General features: G+C 62.6%; 20 protein-coding genes. 15 read left to right on the top strand and 5 right to left on the bottom strand.

Features of this window, described 5'->3' with window-relative positions:
* Window positions 1–98: 98 nt before the first annotated feature.
* From ABUH87_RS04175 to ABUH87_RS04130, 10 genes are all read left to right on the top strand, one after another.
* A complete protein-coding gene (locus ABUH87_RS04175) occupies window positions 99–908 on the top strand; it encodes an undecaprenyl-diphosphate phosphatase (RefSeq protein WP_367769983.1) in 810 nt (269 codons plus the stop codon).
* Window positions 908–1,696 carry a polyphosphate kinase 2 gene (ppk2, locus tag ABUH87_RS04170; RefSeq protein ID WP_367769980.1) on the top strand — a complete coding sequence of 263 codons (789 nt, stop codon included), beginning with the start codon at window positions 908–910 and terminating at the stop codon, window positions 1,694–1,696. Before ABUH87_RS04175 ends, ppk2 begins: the two co-directional genes overlap by 1 nt.
* 144 nt (window positions 1,697–1,840) lie before the next feature.
* Complete coding sequence (gene rpmG / locus ABUH87_RS04165; protein ID WP_147089455.1) at window positions 1,841–2,008, top strand: 50S ribosomal protein L33; 168 nt, start codon at window positions 1,841–1,843, stop codon at window positions 2,006–2,008.
* Window positions 2,009–2,051: 43 nt separating this feature from the next.
* Window positions 2,052–2,711 (top strand): LolA family protein, encoded by a 660-nt coding sequence (locus ABUH87_RS04160; protein WP_367769977.1) that lies wholly within the window; start codon window positions 2,052–2,054, stop codon window positions 2,709–2,711.
* Window positions 2,712–3,027: 316 nt separating this feature from the next.
* Window positions 3,028–3,819, top strand: a complete 792-nt coding sequence (locus ABUH87_RS04155; RefSeq protein ID WP_367769974.1) for an exodeoxyribonuclease III — start codon at window positions 3,028–3,030, stop codon at window positions 3,817–3,819.
* Window positions 3,820–3,863: 44 nt separating this feature from the next.
* Window positions 3,864–4,886, top strand: coding sequence for a GTP cyclohydrolase II (gene ribA, locus ABUH87_RS04150; RefSeq protein ID WP_367770344.1), 1,023 nt, complete (start codon window positions 3,864–3,866; stop codon window positions 4,884–4,886).
* 88 nt (window positions 4,887–4,974) lie between these two features.
* Complete coding sequence (locus ABUH87_RS04145; protein WP_367770341.1) at window positions 4,975–5,820, top strand: oxygenase MpaB family protein; 846 nt, start codon at window positions 4,975–4,977, stop codon at window positions 5,818–5,820.
* A gap of 251 nt (window positions 5,821–6,071) precedes the next feature.
* Window positions 6,072–6,251, top strand: a complete 180-nt coding sequence (locus ABUH87_RS04140) for a DUF465 domain-containing protein (RefSeq protein ID WP_367769970.1) — start codon at window positions 6,072–6,074, stop codon at window positions 6,249–6,251.
* A gap of 13 nt (window positions 6,252–6,264) precedes the next feature.
* Window positions 6,265–7,248, top strand: a complete 984-nt coding sequence (locus ABUH87_RS04135; protein WP_367769966.1) for a TerC family protein — start codon at window positions 6,265–6,267, stop codon at window positions 7,246–7,248.
* A 61-nt stretch (window positions 7,249–7,309) separates the two neighbouring features.
* A complete protein-coding gene (locus ABUH87_RS04130; RefSeq protein ID WP_367769960.1) occupies window positions 7,310–8,215 on the top strand; it encodes a DMT family transporter in 906 nt (301 codons plus the stop codon).
* A 56-nt stretch (window positions 8,216–8,271) separates the two neighbouring features.
* On the opposite strand, the gene nadA is transcribed toward ABUH87_RS04130, so the two are convergent.
* The 5 genes from nadA to ABUH87_RS04105 all read right to left on the bottom strand — a co-directional run bounded on the left by nadA (window position 8,272) and on the right by ABUH87_RS04105 (window position 11,968).
* Window positions 8,272–9,258, bottom strand: coding sequence for a quinolinate synthase NadA (gene nadA / locus ABUH87_RS04125; protein WP_367769955.1), 987 nt, complete (start codon window positions 9,256–9,258; stop codon window positions 8,272–8,274).
* A gap of 209 nt (window positions 9,259–9,467) precedes the next feature.
* On the bottom strand, window positions 9,468–10,172 hold the full coding sequence (locus ABUH87_RS04120; protein WP_367769951.1) for a DUF4230 domain-containing protein: 705 nt from the start codon (window positions 10,170–10,172) through the stop codon (window positions 9,468–9,470).
* Window positions 10,173–10,241: 69 nt separating this feature from the next.
* A complete protein-coding gene (locus ABUH87_RS04115; RefSeq protein WP_367769948.1) occupies window positions 10,242–11,114 on the bottom strand; it encodes an MBL fold metallo-hydrolase in 873 nt (290 codons plus the stop codon).
* Between the two features lie 46 nt (window positions 11,115–11,160).
* The gene (locus tag ABUH87_RS04110; RefSeq protein WP_367769945.1) at window positions 11,161–11,637 is read right to left on the bottom strand and encodes a DUF1465 family protein; all 477 of its coding nucleotides are present in this window, start codon (window positions 11,635–11,637) and stop codon (window positions 11,161–11,163) included.
* 133 nt (window positions 11,638–11,770) lie between these two features.
* Complete coding sequence (locus ABUH87_RS04105) at window positions 11,771–11,968, bottom strand: YdcH family protein (RefSeq protein ID WP_367769942.1); 198 nt, start codon at window positions 11,966–11,968, stop codon at window positions 11,771–11,773.
* 186 nt (window positions 11,969–12,154) lie between these two features.
* Here ABUH87_RS04105 and ABUH87_RS04100 point away from each other — a divergent pair, with 186 nt between their 5' ends.
* The 5 genes from ABUH87_RS04100 to tilS all read left to right on the top strand — a co-directional run bounded on the left by ABUH87_RS04100 (window position 12,155) and on the right by tilS (window position 17,885).
* Window positions 12,155–12,310 (top strand): YdcH family protein, encoded by a 156-nt coding sequence (locus ABUH87_RS04100; protein ID WP_367769940.1) that lies wholly within the window; start codon window positions 12,155–12,157, stop codon window positions 12,308–12,310.
* A gap of 112 nt (window positions 12,311–12,422) precedes the next feature.
* Window positions 12,423–14,699, top strand: a complete 2,277-nt coding sequence (gene ptsP / locus ABUH87_RS04095; protein WP_367769937.1) for a phosphoenolpyruvate--protein phosphotransferase — start codon at window positions 12,423–12,425, stop codon at window positions 14,697–14,699.
* A gap of 156 nt (window positions 14,700–14,855) precedes the next feature.
* A complete protein-coding gene (locus ABUH87_RS04090; protein WP_367769933.1) occupies window positions 14,856–15,737 on the top strand; it encodes a helix-turn-helix domain-containing protein in 882 nt (293 codons plus the stop codon).
* Between the two features lie 149 nt (window positions 15,738–15,886).
* Window positions 15,887–16,861, top strand: coding sequence for a tetratricopeptide repeat protein (locus ABUH87_RS04085; protein WP_367769930.1), 975 nt, complete (start codon window positions 15,887–15,889; stop codon window positions 16,859–16,861).
* On the top strand, window positions 16,824–17,885 hold the full coding sequence (gene tilS, locus ABUH87_RS04080) for a tRNA lysidine(34) synthetase TilS (RefSeq protein ID WP_367769927.1): 1,062 nt from the start codon (window positions 16,824–16,826) through the stop codon (window positions 17,883–17,885). Before ABUH87_RS04085 ends, tilS begins: the two co-directional genes overlap by 38 nt.
* The last annotated feature ends 17 nt before the right edge of the window (window positions 17,886–17,902 follow it).

Here is a 17,902-nt window from a genome sequence, read left to right as displayed (position 1 = left end):
GGCTTTTCGTGCGAAAGGCCGGCCACCCACAGCAATGTTGTGCGCTGCGGCATTTGAACGGTTGACTTGGCGGGACGGCACGGCATGTCTTTGCGCCGATGAACCTGACCCTCACCGCTATCCTCCTCGGTATCGTCGAGGGCCTCACAGAGTTCCTTCCGGTATCCTCTACCGGCCACCTTATTCTCGCATCGGAGCTGTTCGGTTACGACGCGGGAACCTGGAAGGTGTTCAACATCGTCATCCAGCTGGGTGCCATCTTGGCTGTCGTGGTGCAGTTCTGGCGCACGTTCTGGGCGGTCGGTGCTGGTCTGTTGACACTTAACCCCGTCAGCGTGCGCTTCGTGCGCAATGTGCTGCTGGCGTTCATCCCGTCTGCGGTCCTGGGTCTCGCACTCAAGGACTATATCGATGTGATGCTGGGCGCTCCGGTGATCGTCGGTTACGCTCTCGTGCTGGGCGGCATTGCCATTCTCGCGATTGAAAAGGTCGCCAAGCCCGGGCCGCTGACGGGAGTCGCGGAGCTGCCTGCCAAGCAATGTCTCGGCGTCGGTATAGCCCAATGCCTTGCGATGGTGCCCGGAGTGAGCCGGTCGGGCGCCACGATCATGGGCGCTCTGGCAATGGGCATCGAGCGGCGCACCGCAGCCGAATTCAGCTTCTTCCTTGCCGTTCCGACGATGATGGGCGCGACAACGCTGGAGCTGCTTGATTCGCGGGAGGCGCTTGCCGCAGGAACCGGGGCAGTGGGTTGGAGCGAAATCGCGATCGGCTTTTTTGTCTCGTTCGTAGTCGCGCTGGTGGTCATCAAAGCCTTCATGGCCTTCGTGAGCCGATCCGGTTTCGCGCCTTTCGCGTGGTACCGTATCGTCGCCGGTGTCTTGGCCATCTATCTCTTGAGCACCTGATGCCGACCCCAGGCAAGCTCAAGCGCCGGGAGTATCAGGCCGCGCTGGAGCCGCTTGAGCTTGAGCTCGTCTCGATGGCCCGTTGGGCTGCCGCGACCGGAGCACGTATTGTCGTGCTGTTCGAAGGGCGGGACACGGCAGGGAAGGGCGGTGCGATCGGCGCCATTTCCCACGTGTTGAATCCCCGCCAGTGCCGAACTGTGGCGCTTTCGGCACCCAGCGACCGCGAGCGGGGGCAGTGGTACTTTCAGCGCTATGTGGAGCATCTGCCCACCCGCGGTGAGATCGTTCTGTTCGACCGCAGCTGGTACAACCGCGCGGGTGTGGAGCGGGTCATGGGCTACGCCACGCCCGCAGAGGTTGAGACTTTCCTTGCGCATGCGCCCGCCTTCGAGAAGCTGCTGGTGGACGACGGGATTCTGCTGTTCAAGTACTGGCTCACCTGCGACCAGGCGATGCAGGAGGAGCGGCTGCAAGAACGCCTGTGCGACCCTTTGAAGCGCTGGAAGCTCTCACCGGTCGATCTGGCGGCGCGCGAGAAATACACGGCCTACACTGCAGCGCGAGAGGCCATGCTGGCGGCGACACACACTCCGCATGCTCCCTGGACGCTCGTCGATTTCAACGATCAGCGGCTGGGGCGACTTACTCTGATTCGCGACCTGCTGGATCGGCTGCCCGAAACGGCACTGGAGCCACCTGCGATCGAATTTCCTCCGCTTGGCCATCCCCCTGTGCGTGAGGAGTTCGGCGTCTTGCGCCCGATACCGGATTATCCGGAGGAGTGAAGGACGGCCTGCAGCTTGACTTCTCGAGCAGCTTGCGTCATGGGCCGCAGCCTTGCGGGGCGGCGTGTATGGGCCGCCCTCATCGTTTGCAAACCAGATTGAGCGGCCGCCAGGGCGCGGCTGAAAAGGAACAGGACAAGCGCCATGGCGAAGCCCGCAACCGTCAAGATCCGGCTGGTCTCCACCGCCGACACCGGATTCTTCTACGTCACGAAGAAGAATCCGCGGAACACGACTGAGAAAATGGTTTTCAAGAAGTACGATCCCGTCGTGCGCAAGCACGTTGAGTTCAAGGAAGCCAAGATCAAGTAAGGGTTCACGGCTGGTTCAAGGCTGTGATCCCACAGGGGAAGCCATGAACCATACCGTCAATACCCTACGCACTCTTGCGGGCGCGGCTGCTGCAGCCGCGCTTTGCGTTCCTGCACTTGCGCCTGTCCCAGGGTTTTCGGCTCCCGCTTATGCCCAGTCGCAAGATTCGCTTGGGCAGGTGGTGGAAGCTCTGCGCGGAATCAGCACCTTAAAGGCTGACTTCACGCAAACCGACCGTTCGGGGCAAACCGTCAGCGGTGAGTTGACGCTCAAGCGGCCGGGACGCATCCGCTTTCAGTACCAGAAGGGCGTGCCGATGCTGATCGTGGGTGACGGCAAGTCGCTCACTCTGATCGATTACGAGGTGCGTCAGGTTCAGCGCTGGCCGATCAGTAACAGTCCGCTGGGAGCCCTGTTGGACCCGCGGCGTGATGTCGCGAAGTTCGGTACGATCAAGCCGACCGGCAATCCAGACGTCGTGAGCGTCGAAGTGCGCGATCGCTCTCATCCCGAATATGGGGTGATCACCCTCATCTTTTTGCGCAAGGCGTCGGCCCCGGGCGGGCTTGAACTCAGCCACTGGGTTACTCTCGATTCGCAGAATAAGCGCACGACTGTGAAGCTCAGCAACCAGCGCTATGGGATGCCGGTTTCGGATGCCGAATTCCGCTGGACGGACCCACGTCCGCGCACTCGTCGATGAAGGAAAACCACTGGTCGCCACGAGTTGTGCGCGTGCGACAAGTTGCGACAAGATCCTGTCAGTCGTTCACTTGGCAGCAATGCAACGCGTCCTACATAGGGGCTGTCAGCAAGGCTTGAGGCGGGTTTCCCCCCTGTTGCCCACGCCTCCTGGTGAGCTAGCTGATAAGCGTGACGAACGCTCAAATGGAACCCTCGAGCCTCTGCCCCCGGCTCGAGGGTTTTCCATTTTCGGGATCAGCGATTGTCCTCTGCCGCTCGATGGGCTTTTGACGCGGCCACTGGCATTTCGGGATCCTCGCTTCTAAAGGCCCTCCATGATCAGCGTCGCCACCTGGAACATCAATTCGGTCCGCCTGCGCATCGATCAGGTAGAGCGGTTTCTGGCGGAGCAAGCGCCGGATGTGCTCTGCCTGCAAGAGATCAAGTGTGCGGAGCATCTGTTCCCGCACGAAGCTTTCGAGAGGGCGGGGTACATCCATCGCGCCGTGCACGGCCAAAAGGGATATCACGGCGTCGCGACCGTCAGCCGCATCCCCTTTCGCGACTTTTCGAAGCATGACTGGCAGGACAACGGTGAGGCCCGCCACATTGGCGTCGAACTGCTTGGGCCCGGCGGCGGCGTGATTATCGAGAACGTCTACATCCCTGCTGGCGGTGACATTCCGGACCGTGAGCAGAATGCGAAGTTCGGTCAGAAGCTCGACTTCCTCGGCCGCATGACCCTTTGGGCGGAGTCGATCGAGAGGCCGACGCTGATTGTGGGCGACTTCAACGTGGCGCCGCTTGAGTGCGACGTCTACGATCACAAGGCGCTGCTCAAGGTGGTGAGTCATACACCGATCGAAGTCGAGACGCTTGACACCTTTCGCGACGCTCACGGATGGGTGGACTTGGGACGGCAGTTTATTCCCGCACCGGAACGTAACTACTCCTGGTGGTCGTACCGCAGCTACTGGCGCCAGAAGGACCAGGGTCGTCGGCTCGACCACATGTGGGCTTCGCCCTCCCTTGCGCCGCAGGCCCGTGCCCACCGGTTCGTGGAAGAGACCCGTCGCTGGGAGAAGCCGAGTGACCACGTGCCTCTCATCACGGAGTTCGCGCTCTGAGTGAGGGCGTCTTCTCCCCGGCCGCCCGGCGCGTCGCGCTGGCAATCGACGCCCTTCGGCACGGCTGGCCGATCCGGGTGGACGATGTCTTCACCCTGCTGCCGGCGGAGACGGGGTTCGCGCCGGGGGTAACGGCGCCGTGCATGCTTATCTCATCGGCGAGGGCCATGACTCTGAAGCTCGCGAACCAGCGAGAGGCTGCCGCGCCCGAAGCGCCCGTTTTGATCCGCGCTGCGGAGCCGTTCGCCCTGGCTGGCGCGCGCGCCGTTGCCGATCCAGCGCTAGACCTCGTCTACCCCATGAAGGGGCCCTTCATGGCCGAGCACATCGACGCGCTGGAGTCCGCTTGTACCGCGATGGAAATCGCGCGGTTGGCTGGGATCCTGCCGGCCTTCCTGTTTGCTCCTGCGATCGAGGAGGAGGCGCAGGCCGTTCGTTCGGCCGATCTTGCGCACTGGAAAGATCCGGCGCACCTGGCGATTGCCTCTCGTGCGCATCTGCCGGTGACTGTCTGCGAGGACGCTGAAATCGTTGCCTTCCGCTCGCGTGACGACCTGCGCGAGCATGTCGCGCTGGTCATAGGCGAGCAAAGTGGAGAGCGGGCCCCTCTGGTGCGGTTGCACTCCGAATGCCTGACCGGGGACATACTCGGTTCGCTCAAGTGCGACTGCGGACCTCAGCTGAACGCTGCTCTACGTGCCATGGCACATGAGGCAGAGCAGGGTGGCTGGGGCGTACTCCTTTACCTGCGGCAGGAGGGGCGCGGCATCGGACTGGTGAACAAGCTGCGCGCATACCGATTGCAGGATCAGGGTTTCGACACAGTAGACGCCAACAATCGCCTGGGTCTTCCCACAGAAGCTAGGGATTTCCCTGTTGCGGCCCGGATGCTGAAATTGCTCGGGGTGCATGCGGTCCGGCTCATGACCAATAATCCGGCGAAAGTGAGAGCACTGGAAGCGGTAGGCGTCCATATCGCCGAGCGGGTGCCTCACCAGTTGCCGCCCAATCCGCACAACGAGCGATATCTTGCAACCAAGCGGGATCGCACGGGGCATCTTCTGTAGCTGCATCGCAGGCAAGCCAGCGCAGGCCGGTGAGTTGCGACGCAAGAGCAGCGCGGCACCGAAAGTGTTCTCGTTCGTTTCCCTGCCCATGCAGGGCACTCGTTTCCTTCCGGGACGTCTCAAGGCCGCGATCAGCCATCAGGTGGTATCGCTGTTCAATGACGTGGACCGCGGAGAAAAGCCGGTTATTCGCAGCGATCACGCGCTGTTTCCTCGTGGATCCGTGATTTGGCGCGTGCATGGAGACGTGGGCACGATGATGGTGGGCGGGATTGCAAGCCTGCTGATGCAAATGCTCCATCCCTCCGTTCTTGCGGGTGTGTGGGACCATTCGAACTTTCGAGCGGATATGCATGGCCGCTTGCGCCGGACAGCCCGCTTTATCGCGAAAACGACTTATGCAGAGCGCGACGAAGCCGAGGCCGCGATAACGACTGTGAGGCGCGTGCACGAACACGTGAGCGGGCAGCTTCCCGAGGGCAAGCCGTACCACGCGAACGATCCCCACCTGCTCGCCTGGGTGCATGTCACTGAAGCGAGCAGCTTTCTGGACGCCTGGATCCGTTACAGTGAGCCGCTGATGTCCCGGGCGGATCAGGATCGCTACTTCGCACAGATCGCGTTGATTGGTGAGGCGCTGGGTGCCGCGCCCGTTCCGCGAACCCGGGCTGAGGCGCAGCGGATTATCGCAGCGACAAAACCTGAGCTGAGAGTGGACGCACGCACGCGTGAGGTTGCCGATCTCATCCTGAAGGGACGCGTCACTTCAGGGCTGACCGAAATGCCTCGCAAGCTGGCCATGCAGGCTGCCGTCGATCTGCTGCCGCCATGGGCAAGGGCGATGCACGGGCGCAGGCTTTCGCCACTGGAGCGCCCGTTCGTGCGTGTGGGCACTTTCGGTGTCGCGCAGACATTGCGCTGGGCGTTCAGGTGAGGGGATGGGCATGCGTGACAAATCGTTTCAGGCGGCCGGTTACGCTTGTATCCGGTGTCTTCCATCTGTAGATACGACTTGCGGACCGGGCCCCTCTGGCGCGGCGTTCTTCGGAATGCTTCGTGATGTCGGACCGCATCGGGTGAGACCGATGCTTGGGTCCGGGGCCTTCGTCCCCCATTTTCCTGGGCTCTGGCGCGGGCATTGGCTCACCCGATCGAACCAACATCTGTTCGATAGGGACTTCCACTATGAATACTCGTTTTTTCCTATTGCTCGAGCGTCAGCAGAAGCTCGATGCGATGCTGCGCCTGGCGCAGTCGCGGCGCAACGCCGATCCGCTGGAGATCGCTCGCCTGCGAGCCTTAAAGCACTCGCTACGCGAGCGGCTGGCGTCTCTGATGAAGCGCTCCGTCCTGCGCCCCGCGTGAAAGGGACGCTTACATGGAATTTCTGACAGCTGACTGGCTGGGCACGCCGGCCTGGTTCTGGCTTGCCTTTGCCGCCATCGTTCTGATCCTGACCGCCTTTGACCTGGGCGTCCTGCACAAGGACGACCGGGCCATGGGCGTGGGGGAATCCCTTCGTCTGTCGGTCTTCTACATCGCCATAGCCATGGCTTTCGGCGGCTGGGTGTGGTTCGCCAAAGGCGGCACTGCCGGCATGGAGTACTTCACCGGGTACTTCATCGAGAAGGCGCTCTCGATAGACAACGTCTTTGTCATATCGATGATCTTCGGCTTCTTCGCGATCGCGCCGAAATACCAGTATCGCGCTCTGCTGTGGGGTATCCTGGCCGTCATTGTCCTGCGCGGCTTGATGATCGCTGGCGGTGCCGCACTGGTGGCCGAGGCGGAGTGGGTGATGTGGCTGTTCGCCGCGTTCCTCGTCTTCAGCGGACTGAAGATGATGTTCACGAGCGACCATGATCCGGACATAGGCAACAATCCGGTGGTCCGCTGGATATCGCGGCATATGCGCGTGACGCAAGAGCATCACGGCAGCCACTTCTTTGTGAGGGTAACGGATGCGACCGGCAAACTGGCTTGGGCGGCAACGCCGCTGTTCCTCGCGCTGGTGGTCATCAACCTGGCCGATCTGGTCTTCGCGATCGACTCGGTTCCGGCGATCTTCTCGATCACGACCGACACTTTCATCGTCTACACGTCCAACATTATGGCCATCCTGGGGCTGCGCGCGCTGTACTTCGCGCTCGCTGCGATGGTGCATCGCTTCTACTATCTGAAGTATGCGCTGGCGCTGGTGCTGGTCTTCATCGGCGCCAAAATCCTGGTGGCCGATTTCGTGCTGGGCGGTGCCAAGTTCCCACCGCTCGCCAGCTTGGGTGTGACGGTGGCGCTGATCGCCGGCGGAGTGGCCTGGTCAATGTGGAAGACCCGGGCCAAGAGCACGCGTCCGCTGCCTTGACCCAGATTGCCGCTGTGGCTTTGCGCGTGCAAGGCCGCAGCGGTCAAGCTACTGGGCCGGGATGACCGGCGTTCCCCTCGAGGCAGAAACCAACATTCGTGCAAAGCGCCGGTGGAGTCCGGCACATCTGGCGGCTCTGCTGGGAGCTAACCTGGCGCTCGCGCTTGGGCCGTTGCTTGTACGCTTGGCGGATACGGGGCCGGTCGCCGCCGGGTTCTGGCGCCTGAGTCTCGCCTTGCCCGTAATCCTTGTGCTCTCGATGCGAGAGCCAGCGGACAGGCGCCGCGTTGCCGGGGGAACCCTCGCGTTGGTGGCGGGGGCAGGCGTCTTCTTTGCACTCGACCTGGCGAGCTGGCACGTCGGGATCGCGACGACGAAGCTAGGCAACGCTTCGCTTTTCGGCAACTCAGGCAGCGTGATCCTGATGGCCTGGGGGCTGATTGCCGCCCGCCGGGCACCAAGATCGCTCGAAGTGGCCGCTATCGTCTCCGCTCTGGTGGGAGCGGCACTGTTGATGGGAGGCTCGCTGGAAGTCAGCCACGCCAGCTTCGTGGGAGACCTGTTCTGCCTCCTCGCGGGGTTCTTCTACGCGTTCTATATCTTGATGCTGCGCCCCGCGCGCGAGCGGCTTGGCCAGTACTCGCTGCTGCTGTGGTCGACACTAACAGGAGCGCCAATCCTGCTCGCTGTTGCAGCCATGCTGGGGGAGACGGTCCTGCCCCAGGACTGGCGTCCGCTTGTCGTCCTCGCGATGAGCAGCCAGGTGATCGGGCAGGGGCTGCTGATCTACTCGCTCAAGAACTTTCCGCCGCTCGTCATTGGCCTCGCTCTCCTGACGCAGCCCGCCATCTCCGCACTAACCGGCTGGCTTGCCTTCGGTGAAGTGCTTAGCGCTGGCGATGTATTCGGAATGGTACTGCTTGCCGCCGCTCTTGCGATGGCAAGAGCGGGCGACAAGCCTGCGTAGACAGCGGCACAAGCGGGCAGCGCTTGGCGTGCCCTTTGCGGGGCCAGCTCGCGCGTTCAGCGCGCTCCGAGGTCGCCTTTTCCGATCGTGCCGCTTGCCAGTTCCAGCATCCGGTCCAGGCTCTTCTTTGCTGCCAAGCGAAGGCCTTCCTCGATTTCGATGCGAGGTTCCAGATCGCGCAAGGCGACGTAGAGCTTCTCCATCGTGTTGAGAGCCATGTAGGGGCAGATGTTGCAGTTGCAGTTTCCGTCCGCACCGGGGGCGCCGATGAAGGTCTTCTGCGGCAGTGCCAACTGCATCTGGTGGATGATGTGCGGCTCGGTCGCCACGATCAGCGTGTCGCCTTCCATTGTCTTGGCGTACTGCAGAATTCCGCTTGTCGAGCCCACATAATCTGCGTGATCGACGATGTGCGGCGGGCACTCAGGGTGCGCAGCGACAGGAGCGCCCGGATGCTGTGCCTGAAGTTTCAGCAACTCTGTCTCGCTGAAAGCCTCGTGAACGATGCACACGCCCGGCCACAGCAGCATGTCTCGCCCGAACTTGCGGTTGAGGTAGCCACCCAGATGCCGGTCGGGGCCGAAGATGATGGGCTGATCCTTCGGGATCTGCTGCAGGATCGTCTCCGCACTGGAACTGGTGACGATCACGTCTGAAAGGGCTTTCACTTCGGTGGAGCAGTTGATGTACGTCAACGCGATGTGATCGGGGTGTGCCTCGCGAAACGCCTTGAACTTCTCCGGTGGGCAGGAGTCTTCCAGACTGCACCCGGCATCCATGTCGGGGAGGACGACGATTTTGTTCGGTGAGAGGATCTTGGCAGTGTCTGCCATGAACTTCACGCCGCAAAAGGCTATGACATCCGCATCCGTCTCAGCGGCTTTCCGGCTGAGTTCGAGCGAGTCCCCGACAAAATCGGCGAGATCCTGCAATTCTGGTTTCTGATAATAGTGCGCAAGGATGACCGCGTTGCGCTCGCGGCGCAGCCGATCGATTTCGGCCCGCAGATCGAGGCCGGTCAGGTTCGTGGGCAATGCGGTCATGGTTATCCCCTGGGATCTTTGGCCGCACATGTAGGTATAGAGCGCCCGCACCCCAAGTGTTTTTGCGTCATCCGCAAACGGACATCCGCGCGAACGCCTGTGAAAAGTTCCAGCGGGACGCGGACCAGTGAGATGCTGAAGGGGCGAGCGCCCGAATTACCCTGAGGAACAGGGAGGGAAGAGGACTGTTATGCCACGCCGTTAATCTGTCACTGCGGGGTATCCTTCGCAGTCGGTGTCTCACCTTCAAACCGAGGATTGACGGTTACATCCCCGAATCCAGCCACTTGCAACGGGATCGTCAGGTTCTGGCGGATCGCATCTTTGGCAGCAGAGCGCGCGAGGTTGACCAGCACTGCGTTGGAGGCCTGCTGTGTAGCCTGCTGCTCGGCCAGCCGGGTGTTGGCGCGGCTGAGAGAGTCCTGCGCTTCGCGGGTTATCCAAATGCCTTCGCGCAGATACTGCGCCCGCGCCTCGTCGAGGTTCGGTTTCCCCACCGCCAGCGGCGGCAGCAACACGTCCAGGGTCTTCGTTTGACCGTTCCAGATCAGCCGGTTGCGGTCCATCTTGGAGAGGTCGAGGGTATAGTCGACGCGAGCCGGTATGACTGCCACCTGGCGGGACTTTACCAGCCCCAGCAGGCGGCTGTCTTCGGCGGCGACCACAGGCGCGAGCTGCGCGCTGAAGACCGTTAGCCGGTTCTGCTTCTCGAAGGCCACGATGGTAGTGCCGACAGGGTCGCCGGGCGACTTTGGCCAAAAGGCGCGGTAGGCTAACCAGGCAGCCACCGCCAGCACCAGGATGAACAACAGCCAGGGAAGTGCCTGCGTTCGTGCAAGCGCTCGCTGACGCTCCTGTGGGGCACGGCTTGAGCTGGCTAGTTCGTCTGGCGTCTTGCGGGGGGCCGTGGTCATCCCGCTGAAACGCGGCGAACAGCGGTGCTGTTCCGTCGCCGGCGATCGCTGCGGCTATGCCAGGTGGGTTCAGGCCGCGAGGGTCCAGTCTTCGCCGGATTGCGCCACCAGCCCCCGCTGAGCGAGATCGATGAGATGCGCATGAACAGACCGTCCGGCTGCTGGCCAGAGGCGTTCGTCCAGGCCCTTGTACATACGGGTGACCATCTGCCCTATGCGCGTATGGCCTTCACCGATCTGGCGGAGGATCTGTCGTTCACGGTGCCGCCGGTGGCCCATCATGCCGCGGACGAGCTGGCGGGGCTTCTCAACCGCCGGGCCGTGTGCGGGGAAGTAGATCCGGTCGTCTCTTTCATAGAGCTTCTGCAGGCTGGCCATGTAGTCGGTCATGTCTCCGTCCGGCGGCGACACCACGCTCGTTGACCAGCCCATCACGTGATCGCCGGTAAACAGAATACCGCTCTCCGGTAGTGCAAAGCACAAGTGGTTCGATGTGTGTCCCGGCGTTGCTACGGCGATCAAGGTCCATCCGTCTCCGGACAGCGCTTCGCCATCCGCGAGTACCCGGTCCGGCTGGTACGAAGGGTCGAACGCTGCATCCGCACGCGGGCCCTCATCCGCCATCGTCAGCGGCGCGCAGCCGATCACCGGTGCCCCCGTTCTCTCCGCGAGAGGGGCTGCCGCCGGGGAGTGGTCACGGTGAGTATGCGTGCAGCAAATTGCAACAACGCGTGCGCTCCCAATAGCGTCGATCAGTGCTGCGATGTGTTCGGGCTCGTCCGGACCCGGATCGATGACAGCCACTTCATCTCCGCCACCGACTATATAGCTCTGCGTTCCGGTGAATGTGAACGGCGAAGGGTTGCGAGCGAGCATGCGCCGGACCAGCGGGTCTACCGGCTCTGCAATCGCGTAGGGGCGAGGATCGTTCGGCGCTTCCATCTCGGGCGATATGGGGTCTTGAGGGAATGCTGTCGACCCGTGCGCTTCATCCTGCGAGGCGCTGCTCCAACCTTTCGCGCAAGCTTGCGATGGCGCTGGGAGCCTCCTCGCCTGCCTCGCGCCAGCTTCGATCAAGCCTCAGAAGGCGATTGTAAAAGCGCAACGTCGTTTTCACCAGCGCTTGCGTCTCGGCGGTGAGCAGTTGCAGTTGCTCCGGGTCGGAACGGCACATTTCTGCCATAAGTCTGCCGTGCCGGCGCAGTTGAAACTCGGAAAGCTCGCCCATGAAGTAGGCGCGGTGATTGAGCAGCCAGGCCACTGCGTGCATCATTCGGGTCGTCGTGCGCAGACCTTCGCATGAGAGCGCAACGCGGACGCGATCGTCTTCGCATCCAACGTGGCCCTCACTGGCATCCTGGCGGGTCGAGAGCGTGAACGTATGACGCACCTCGTCCGACAGCACGAGCGCCTCGCAGTACAGTCCCTCGAGAATGCGAGAGTTGATCGTGACAGCCTGACCCATGCTTGTCTGATATGGCCGATCACCTTGCCGGGGCAACGGTCACACGGCCTTTTTCTTCGTCCCTTTAAGGCATGTCCGAAAAGGGCACAGCCGCAGATTCGCACGAGTCGCGAAAGGTGGGCAGGGCCAGAGTTCAGGCGATGATATCGGGAATGAGGTAGTCCTCGATCATGCTGATCTGATCCTTGAGGCGCAGCTTGCGCTTCTTCAGTCTTGCGATCTGGAGCTGGTCTGTCGAACCTGCAGCGGCCAGCGCTTCGATCGCCGCGTCCAAATCGCGGTGCTCGGTCCTCAGCACTTCGAGGCGCTTGCGCATTTCCTCTTCGGTCACGCCATTCCTTTCGCCGATATCGTTCAGAGCCCCCATCCGGCTCGGCGCAGCCGGGCGACGGCTCACCGATATGGGGCTACAAGCCGCTTCGCAAGAGCCCCTCGTTATGGTTCGATCACAATTGTGTCGCGCCCGCATGATGCCGAGTCGGCGGTCATGGGTCGACCGATGAGAGGAGGACCATCCATGGAGACTTCGCACGTCAGCGCCCTGCAGCTCAAGCACGCCGGGATCGAACGGCAGATCCACGAGGAGATGAGCCGCCCGATGCCTGACGAAGTGTTGGTACAGGCTCTGAAGAAGCGAAAGCTTCGAATCAAGGAAGAGATCGCGCGGCACTGACCGGCGCGCTCTTCGATCAACCAAGATAAACTTGCAGCAACCAAGATAATCCAGGAGCTTCGGCGGCTCCTTTGCGTTCCCAACGCGCTTTCTTTGGGGTACGCGGAAACACATGAGCATCGGAGCCGTCGAAGCAGCCCGTAATATCCTCACGCGTTTGCATGACGTGATGGCGTCGCGCAGTCACGCCCAAGCAAAGCTCAACACCGTCGTTGAGGTGATTGGCGAGTGCCTCGATAGCGAGGTGTGCTCGATCTATCTTCTGCGCGAAGGCATGCTGGAACTCTTCGCCACCCGTGGTCTTGCGCAAGAGGCTGTGCACGTCACGCGCATGGCTGTTGGGGAGGGTCTGGTCGGCACGATCGCCGAGGATATCGAGAGCCTCAACCTCGCCGAAGCAACAGCGCACCCTGACTTCTCGTATCGGCCGGAGACGGGCGAAGAAAAGTTCCACTCTTTTGCCGGAGTCCCGATCGTACGGCGCGAGCGTGCGGTGGGGGTCCTGTGCGTCCAGCACGTGGAGCCCCGACGTTACGAAGACGTCGAGGTCGAGGCGCTGCAGACGGTGGCGATGGTGCTGTCCGAACTCATCACCAATGCCGATCTTATCGATGAGGTGGACGTCCTCTCGCTGAACGGCACCCAGACCGGGCCAGAGCAGTTGCGCGGGCTTACTCTGGTCAAGGGACTCGCCAGCGGCGTCGCGGTCTACCACCAGCCACGCATCACCATCGAGCACGTCGTTGCCGAGGACACCGAGGCGGAACGCCAGCGGGTGATTCTGGCCTTCGACAAGATGCGCGAGCAGATTGAGCGCATGGCCAGTCAGGCCGAGTTCGGCGTCGGGGGAGAACATGAGGAGGTCCTCGCGACCTACAAGATGTTCGCCTATGACGAAGGTTGGACCCGGCGGATCAACGAGGCCATCGATTCAGGCCTTACCGCAGAGGCAGCCATTGAGCGGGTGCAGCAGCGGACCCGGATGCGAATGCGGCAGATTGACGATCCGCTGCTGGCCGATCGCATGCACGACCTTGAGGACTTGTCGAACCGGCTCTTGCGGATGGTCTCAGGCCAGCTGGGCACAGCGGCGACCATGGGGCTCAGGAATGATGCGATCCTCATCGCCCGCAATCTGGGGCCGGCCGAACTGCTTGAATATGATCGCCGCCGCCTCAAAGGTGTTATCCTGGAAGAAGGCTCGCTGACCAGCCACGTGGTGATTGTTGCCCGCGCGATGGGTGTGCCGGTCCTGGGACGTGTAAGAGGGCTCAGGGGCAAGGTGCGCGATGGCGACCTGCTCTTGCTGGACAGCGATCAGGCGACTGTCACCGTGCGCCCGGCGCCCGGTCTGATCGAGGCGTTCGAAGGGCGGTTTGCCCGTAATCGCGAGAGGCAGGCCGTTTATGCGGCCTTGCGCGACGTGGTGCCGGTCAGCGCCGACGGCAGGCGGATCTCGGTGATGATCAACGCCGGACTTCGCGATGATCTTGCGAACCTCAGTCTTACCGGAGCCGATGGGATCGGCCTGTTCCGCACGGAATTCCAGTTCCTGGTTTCCGCGACGCTCCCCGCCCGTGAGCGCCAGACGCGGCTCTACCGCGATGTCCTGGAGGCGGCGGGAAACAAGCCGGTCCTTTTCCGCACCGTGGACATCGGCGGTGACAAGACGCTGCCCTATCTGCGCCAAGACGACGGCGACGGAGAGGAAAACCCCGCGATGGGATGGCGGGCCTTGCGGGTCGCGCTGGAACGAGACGGGCTGCTGAAGGCTCAGGCGCGCGCCCTGCTGGAGGCCGCTGCCGACCGTACGCTCAACGTCATGTTCCCGATGGTGAGCGAGCCATGGGAGTTCGATGCTGCCAAGGCAGTCTTCGACGGGCAGTTGGCATTTCTCCGGAGCCGGAAAAAGCGCGTTCCCGAGGCGATACGGTACGGAGTGATGCTGGAAGTGCCGGCTCTGGCTGAACAACTCGACCTGATCGCGCCGAAGATACAGTTTATGTCGATTGGCACTAACGACCTCACTCAGTTCCTTTTCGCTGCTGACCGCTCAAACCCCAAGCTGGCAGAGCGTTACGACTGGCTTAGCCCGGCCATCCTCCGGTTCCTGCGGCGTGTGGTGTGCACTTTGGAAGGGCAGCCGATCGACATCACGGTTTGCGGAGAGATGGGCGGAAGGCAGCTCGAGGCCTTGGCTCTGATGGGCGTTGGGATTGAACGTCTGTCGATCACGCCTGCCTCGGTCGGTCCCATCAAGGAGCTGATCGGCAAGCTCGACGTGGGCGCGATCCGCGCCGCGATGACGGATTGGCTTGCCTCTCCACCGGCGAACCTGCGTCAGTCGCTTGCGGACTGGGCAACCGAGCGCGGGATTGCACTCGATTAGCGGCCTGAGGTTTGGTTCAGCAGGACTGACAAACCTCATTTGCAAACTTAACCACTGATAATCCGCCCGTCAGAGTGGGCGACACGGTTGACTTCGTCCCGGCTAACGCGTTGTTTCGTGCAAGTGCGCCGTATCAACCCTTCCGGCGGGAGCGGAATGGAAGACCAAGATAATAACCAGAGCATACCATCGTCGCCCCTTGGCGTCGGTGAGCAGTTGCGTGCAGCGCGTGAGCAGCAGGGGCTTAGCCGCGCTGACATCGCCGCGCAGACACGTGTCGCAGAGCGTCATCTGATTGCGATCGAGGAGGGCCACTTCTCCGATCTGGTTGCGCCCACTTACGCGGTAGGTTTCTCGCGCGCCTATGCCCGTGCGGTGGGCCTCGACGACGCGGATATCGCCAGGAGAGTGCGCAAGCAGATCGATGCCGAGGCGTATAACAAGCCTCCGACAGTCCCCAGCTTCGAACCGGGCGACCCGGCGCGGGTGCCGCCGTCCCTGTTCGCTTGGGCGGCTGGCATTGTGGCAGTTGTGCTGGTGGTGTCCGCTCTCGTCTATTGGAGCGATCTTCTTTCGCCCCAGGCCGAGTTGCCGGATCTTGCGCCTGCGGAAAGCCAGGCTGTTAAGCCGCGCGTAGTGGCGCAGCCCGCTGTTCCGGCGCCTCCACCTCCGCAAACGACCGGCCCGGTCGTGCTCACGGCAATGGCGCCTGCGGTATGGGTCAGGATCACCGATGCAGCCGGCAACCAGGTGTTCCAAAAGGAACTGGCGCAAGGAGAGACCTACACGGTACCGGCTGAAGTCGAGGCGCCGCAACTGCGAACCGGGAGGCCCGATGTGCTGCAAATTACCGTTGGCGGAAGGCCGGTGCCTCCCCTCAGCGACGAGCCGCAGGTGATCAGCGGGGTTCTTTTGACGCCATCTGCGCTGCTGGAAAGTTCGCAGGCATCGCCAGCGCAGAGCGTGGCGGTGCCGCCGCCCCCTGCGGCCGTAACTTCGCGTCCCTCGCCATCGTCGGAACCGGCGCAGGCTCGGTAGAGTCCGCTATCCACCGCTCAGCAGTAACGCTCGCTCGACAGCACACGAAGCTTGGGGCAAATCGAGCCTTGGATGGGGGTTGTTGATCCCCCGTTCCGCCGGGCACCAGAAGTGACGGCGCGGCGTTCCGAGGAGGAGACAGTTTGGCAATGCTACGTTCGCCATCGCGGCCCATCATGTTGCGAGAAGCTGCGCGGATCGTACTCGCGCTCGCGCTCGTCACGGGCGCTGCACCGGCTCTTGCACAGAATAGCAATACCGAGATCCGCCTGAACAAGGTTGAGGCTGAGGTTCGTGCTTTGCAGCGCAAAGTATTTCCCGGCGGCGGGGACAAGTATTTTGCCCCGGAGATTTCAGCGACTCCGTCTCCATCGTCCGGGCCGCCGCCGTCGACGAGTGCTCTGACGGACGTGTTGACGCGCATGGAAGCACTGGAAGCACAGCTCGCGCGGCTGACCGGGCAGGTGGAGCAGAATACCAATCGCATCACGCAGCTCGAGGCGAGGATGGCATTCGCGGGCACGAGTAGCGCGCCGGCTGGCGGAGAAATCGCGCCGTCCGCGCCTGCCGCGTCTCAGACGAACCTCGCAGCAATGACGGGTGGTGCGTCCGCCGCCGCCACGCCTACGCCTACGCCTACGCCTGCTCCGGCCGCGTCCGCAAGGCCGGCTACTCCGCCTTCCTCGTCCAGGATCGAGGCGGTAAGCGCTGTCGTGAAGCCGAGCACCGGCGATGCCGGAGAGGACGAGTACAGCTATGGCTTCCGTCTGTGGGATGCCAAGTTCTATCCCGAAGCGCAGCAACAGCTGAAGCTTTTCCTGGAAAAGTACCCCAAGCATACGCGCGCCAGCTGGGCACGCAATTTGCTCGGCCGTGCCTATCTCGACGACGGCAACGCTCTGGAAGCTGCCAAGTGGTTCGTCCAGAACTATCAGGCAGACAAGAATGGCGCCCGTGCGCCCGATAGCCTGTTGTACCTGGCTTCGGCGATGAAGCAGCTCAAGGACACCAAGCGGGCTTGCATCGCGCTGTCTGAGTTCAGCACGACGTACGCCAGCGAGGCTGCGGGAAGGCTGAAGAGTACGTATGACTCGGTGCGCAATGGACTCAACTGCAGCGCGTGATCAGCTGAAACCCTCCGCGGAGGCGCTTGCTCAATTCCAGGCTGCGCTCTTGGCGATCTGGCCGGAAGGAGATCTGGGCAGTGAGGGAGGCGAGGGCACTGCAGGTCTGCGCCTCGGTCTAGCTGTGTCCGGTGGGCCGGACAGCACGGCATTGCTTCTCCTGGCGGCCTCGACCCTGCGGGGCCGGGTGGAGGCTGCTACGGTCGATCACGGTCTGCGGCCGGAAAGTGCGGATGAAGCGATGTTTGTCGCGCAGCTCTGCGCAGATCTTGGTGTGCCTCATGCTACATTGCCGGTCCAGCTTGAGGCCGGCAACCTGCAGGATGCGGCACGCCGGGCGCGCTATGCCGCTCTTGCTGATTGGGCGAAGCTGCGCAATCTGGACGCTATCGCGACCGGGCACCATGCTGATGATCAAGCCGAGACGCTGATCATGCGCCTCAACCGGGCCAGCGGCGTTGCAGGTCTTGCAGGTACCCGACCCCGAGGAAACCTGCCCGATAGCACTCTACCGCTGCTCAGGCCCTTATTGGGATTGAGGCGCAATCAGCTTGCCGAGATCGTGTCGCAGGCAGAGGTTGTTCCCGTGCAAGACGCCAGCAACAGCGATGACCGGTTTGATCGCGCTCGCCTGCGCAAGGTACTCGCGCAAGCCGATTGGCTCGATGTTCCCGCAGTGGCGCAGAGCGCGCTGCATCTTGCCGACGCGGATGCAGCGCTCACTTGGTCGGCCGATCTGGAATACCGCGCGCGCGTGAAGCGTGAGCCATTCGGGATGATCTACCGCCCGTACGCACCGCGCGCGATTGCGCTGCGCGTGCTTGCCCGGATCATCGCAGAACTTGACGGTGCGGAGCCGCGCGGCAGCGCCGTTGCGCGGCTGTTTGATGCGCTTGTTGCCGGACAGCCGGCTTCGATTGGCGCTTTGGTCGTGCGACCGAATGCCGGAGGGTGGAGCTTCGCCCGCGCTCCAGCCCGCAAAGCACCTTCACGCCGGGGTCCTTCTCCTGCAGCGGGACATTGAGGCTCGCTGGGTGCCCG

Source organism: Novosphingobium rhizovicinum, from assembly GCF_040813635.1.
GTDB lineage: Bacteria > Pseudomonadota > Alphaproteobacteria > Sphingomonadales > Sphingomonadaceae > Novosphingobium > Novosphingobium rhizovicinum.
This window is presented reverse-complemented; position numbering and strand designations above follow the sequence as displayed.

Coding starts and splice junctions, on each gene's coding strand:
- ABUH87_RS04175 (WP_367769983.1), top strand. CDS start 99: ATGAACCTGACCCTCACCGCTATCCTCCTCGGTATCGTCGAGGGCCTC.
- ppk2 (WP_367769980.1), top strand. CDS start 908: ATGCCGACCCCAGGCAAGCTCAAGCGCCGGGAGTATCAGGCCGCGCTG.
- rpmG (WP_147089455.1), top strand. CDS start 1,841: ATGGCGAAGCCCGCAACCGTCAAGATCCGGCTGGTCTCCACCGCCGAC.
- ABUH87_RS04160 (WP_367769977.1), top strand. CDS start 2,052: ATGAACCATACCGTCAATACCCTACGCACTCTTGCGGGCGCGGCTGCT.
- ABUH87_RS04155 (WP_367769974.1), top strand. CDS start 3,028: ATGATCAGCGTCGCCACCTGGAACATCAATTCGGTCCGCCTGCGCATC.
- ABUH87_RS04145 (WP_367770341.1), top strand. CDS start 4,975: ATGCAGGGCACTCGTTTCCTTCCGGGACGTCTCAAGGCCGCGATCAGC.
- ABUH87_RS04140 (WP_367769970.1), top strand. CDS start 6,072: ATGAATACTCGTTTTTTCCTATTGCTCGAGCGTCAGCAGAAGCTCGAT.
- ABUH87_RS04135 (WP_367769966.1), top strand. CDS start 6,265: ATGGAATTTCTGACAGCTGACTGGCTGGGCACGCCGGCCTGGTTCTGG.
- ABUH87_RS04130 (WP_367769960.1), top strand. CDS start 7,310: ATGACCGGCGTTCCCCTCGAGGCAGAAACCAACATTCGTGCAAAGCGC.
- nadA (WP_367769955.1), bottom strand. CDS start 9,258: ATGACCGCATTGCCCACGAACCTGACCGGCCTCGATCTGCGGGCCGAA.
- ABUH87_RS04120 (WP_367769951.1), bottom strand. CDS start 10,172: ATGACCACGGCCCCCCGCAAGACGCCAGACGAACTAGCCAGCTCAAGC.
- ABUH87_RS04115 (WP_367769948.1), bottom strand. CDS start 11,114: ATGGAAGCGCCGAACGATCCTCGCCCCTACGCGATTGCAGAGCCGGTA.
- ABUH87_RS04110 (WP_367769945.1), bottom strand. CDS start 11,637: ATGGGTCAGGCTGTCACGATCAACTCTCGCATTCTCGAGGGACTGTAC.
- ABUH87_RS04100 (WP_367769940.1), top strand. CDS start 12,155: ATGGAGACTTCGCACGTCAGCGCCCTGCAGCTCAAGCACGCCGGGATC.
- ptsP (WP_367769937.1), top strand. CDS start 12,423: ATGAGCATCGGAGCCGTCGAAGCAGCCCGTAATATCCTCACGCGTTTG.
- ABUH87_RS04090 (WP_367769933.1), top strand. CDS start 14,856: ATGGAAGACCAAGATAATAACCAGAGCATACCATCGTCGCCCCTTGGC.
- ABUH87_RS04085 (WP_367769930.1), top strand. CDS start 15,887: ATGCTACGTTCGCCATCGCGGCCCATCATGTTGCGAGAAGCTGCGCGG.
- tilS (WP_367769927.1), top strand. CDS start 16,824: ATGACTCGGTGCGCAATGGACTCAACTGCAGCGCGTGATCAGCTGAAA.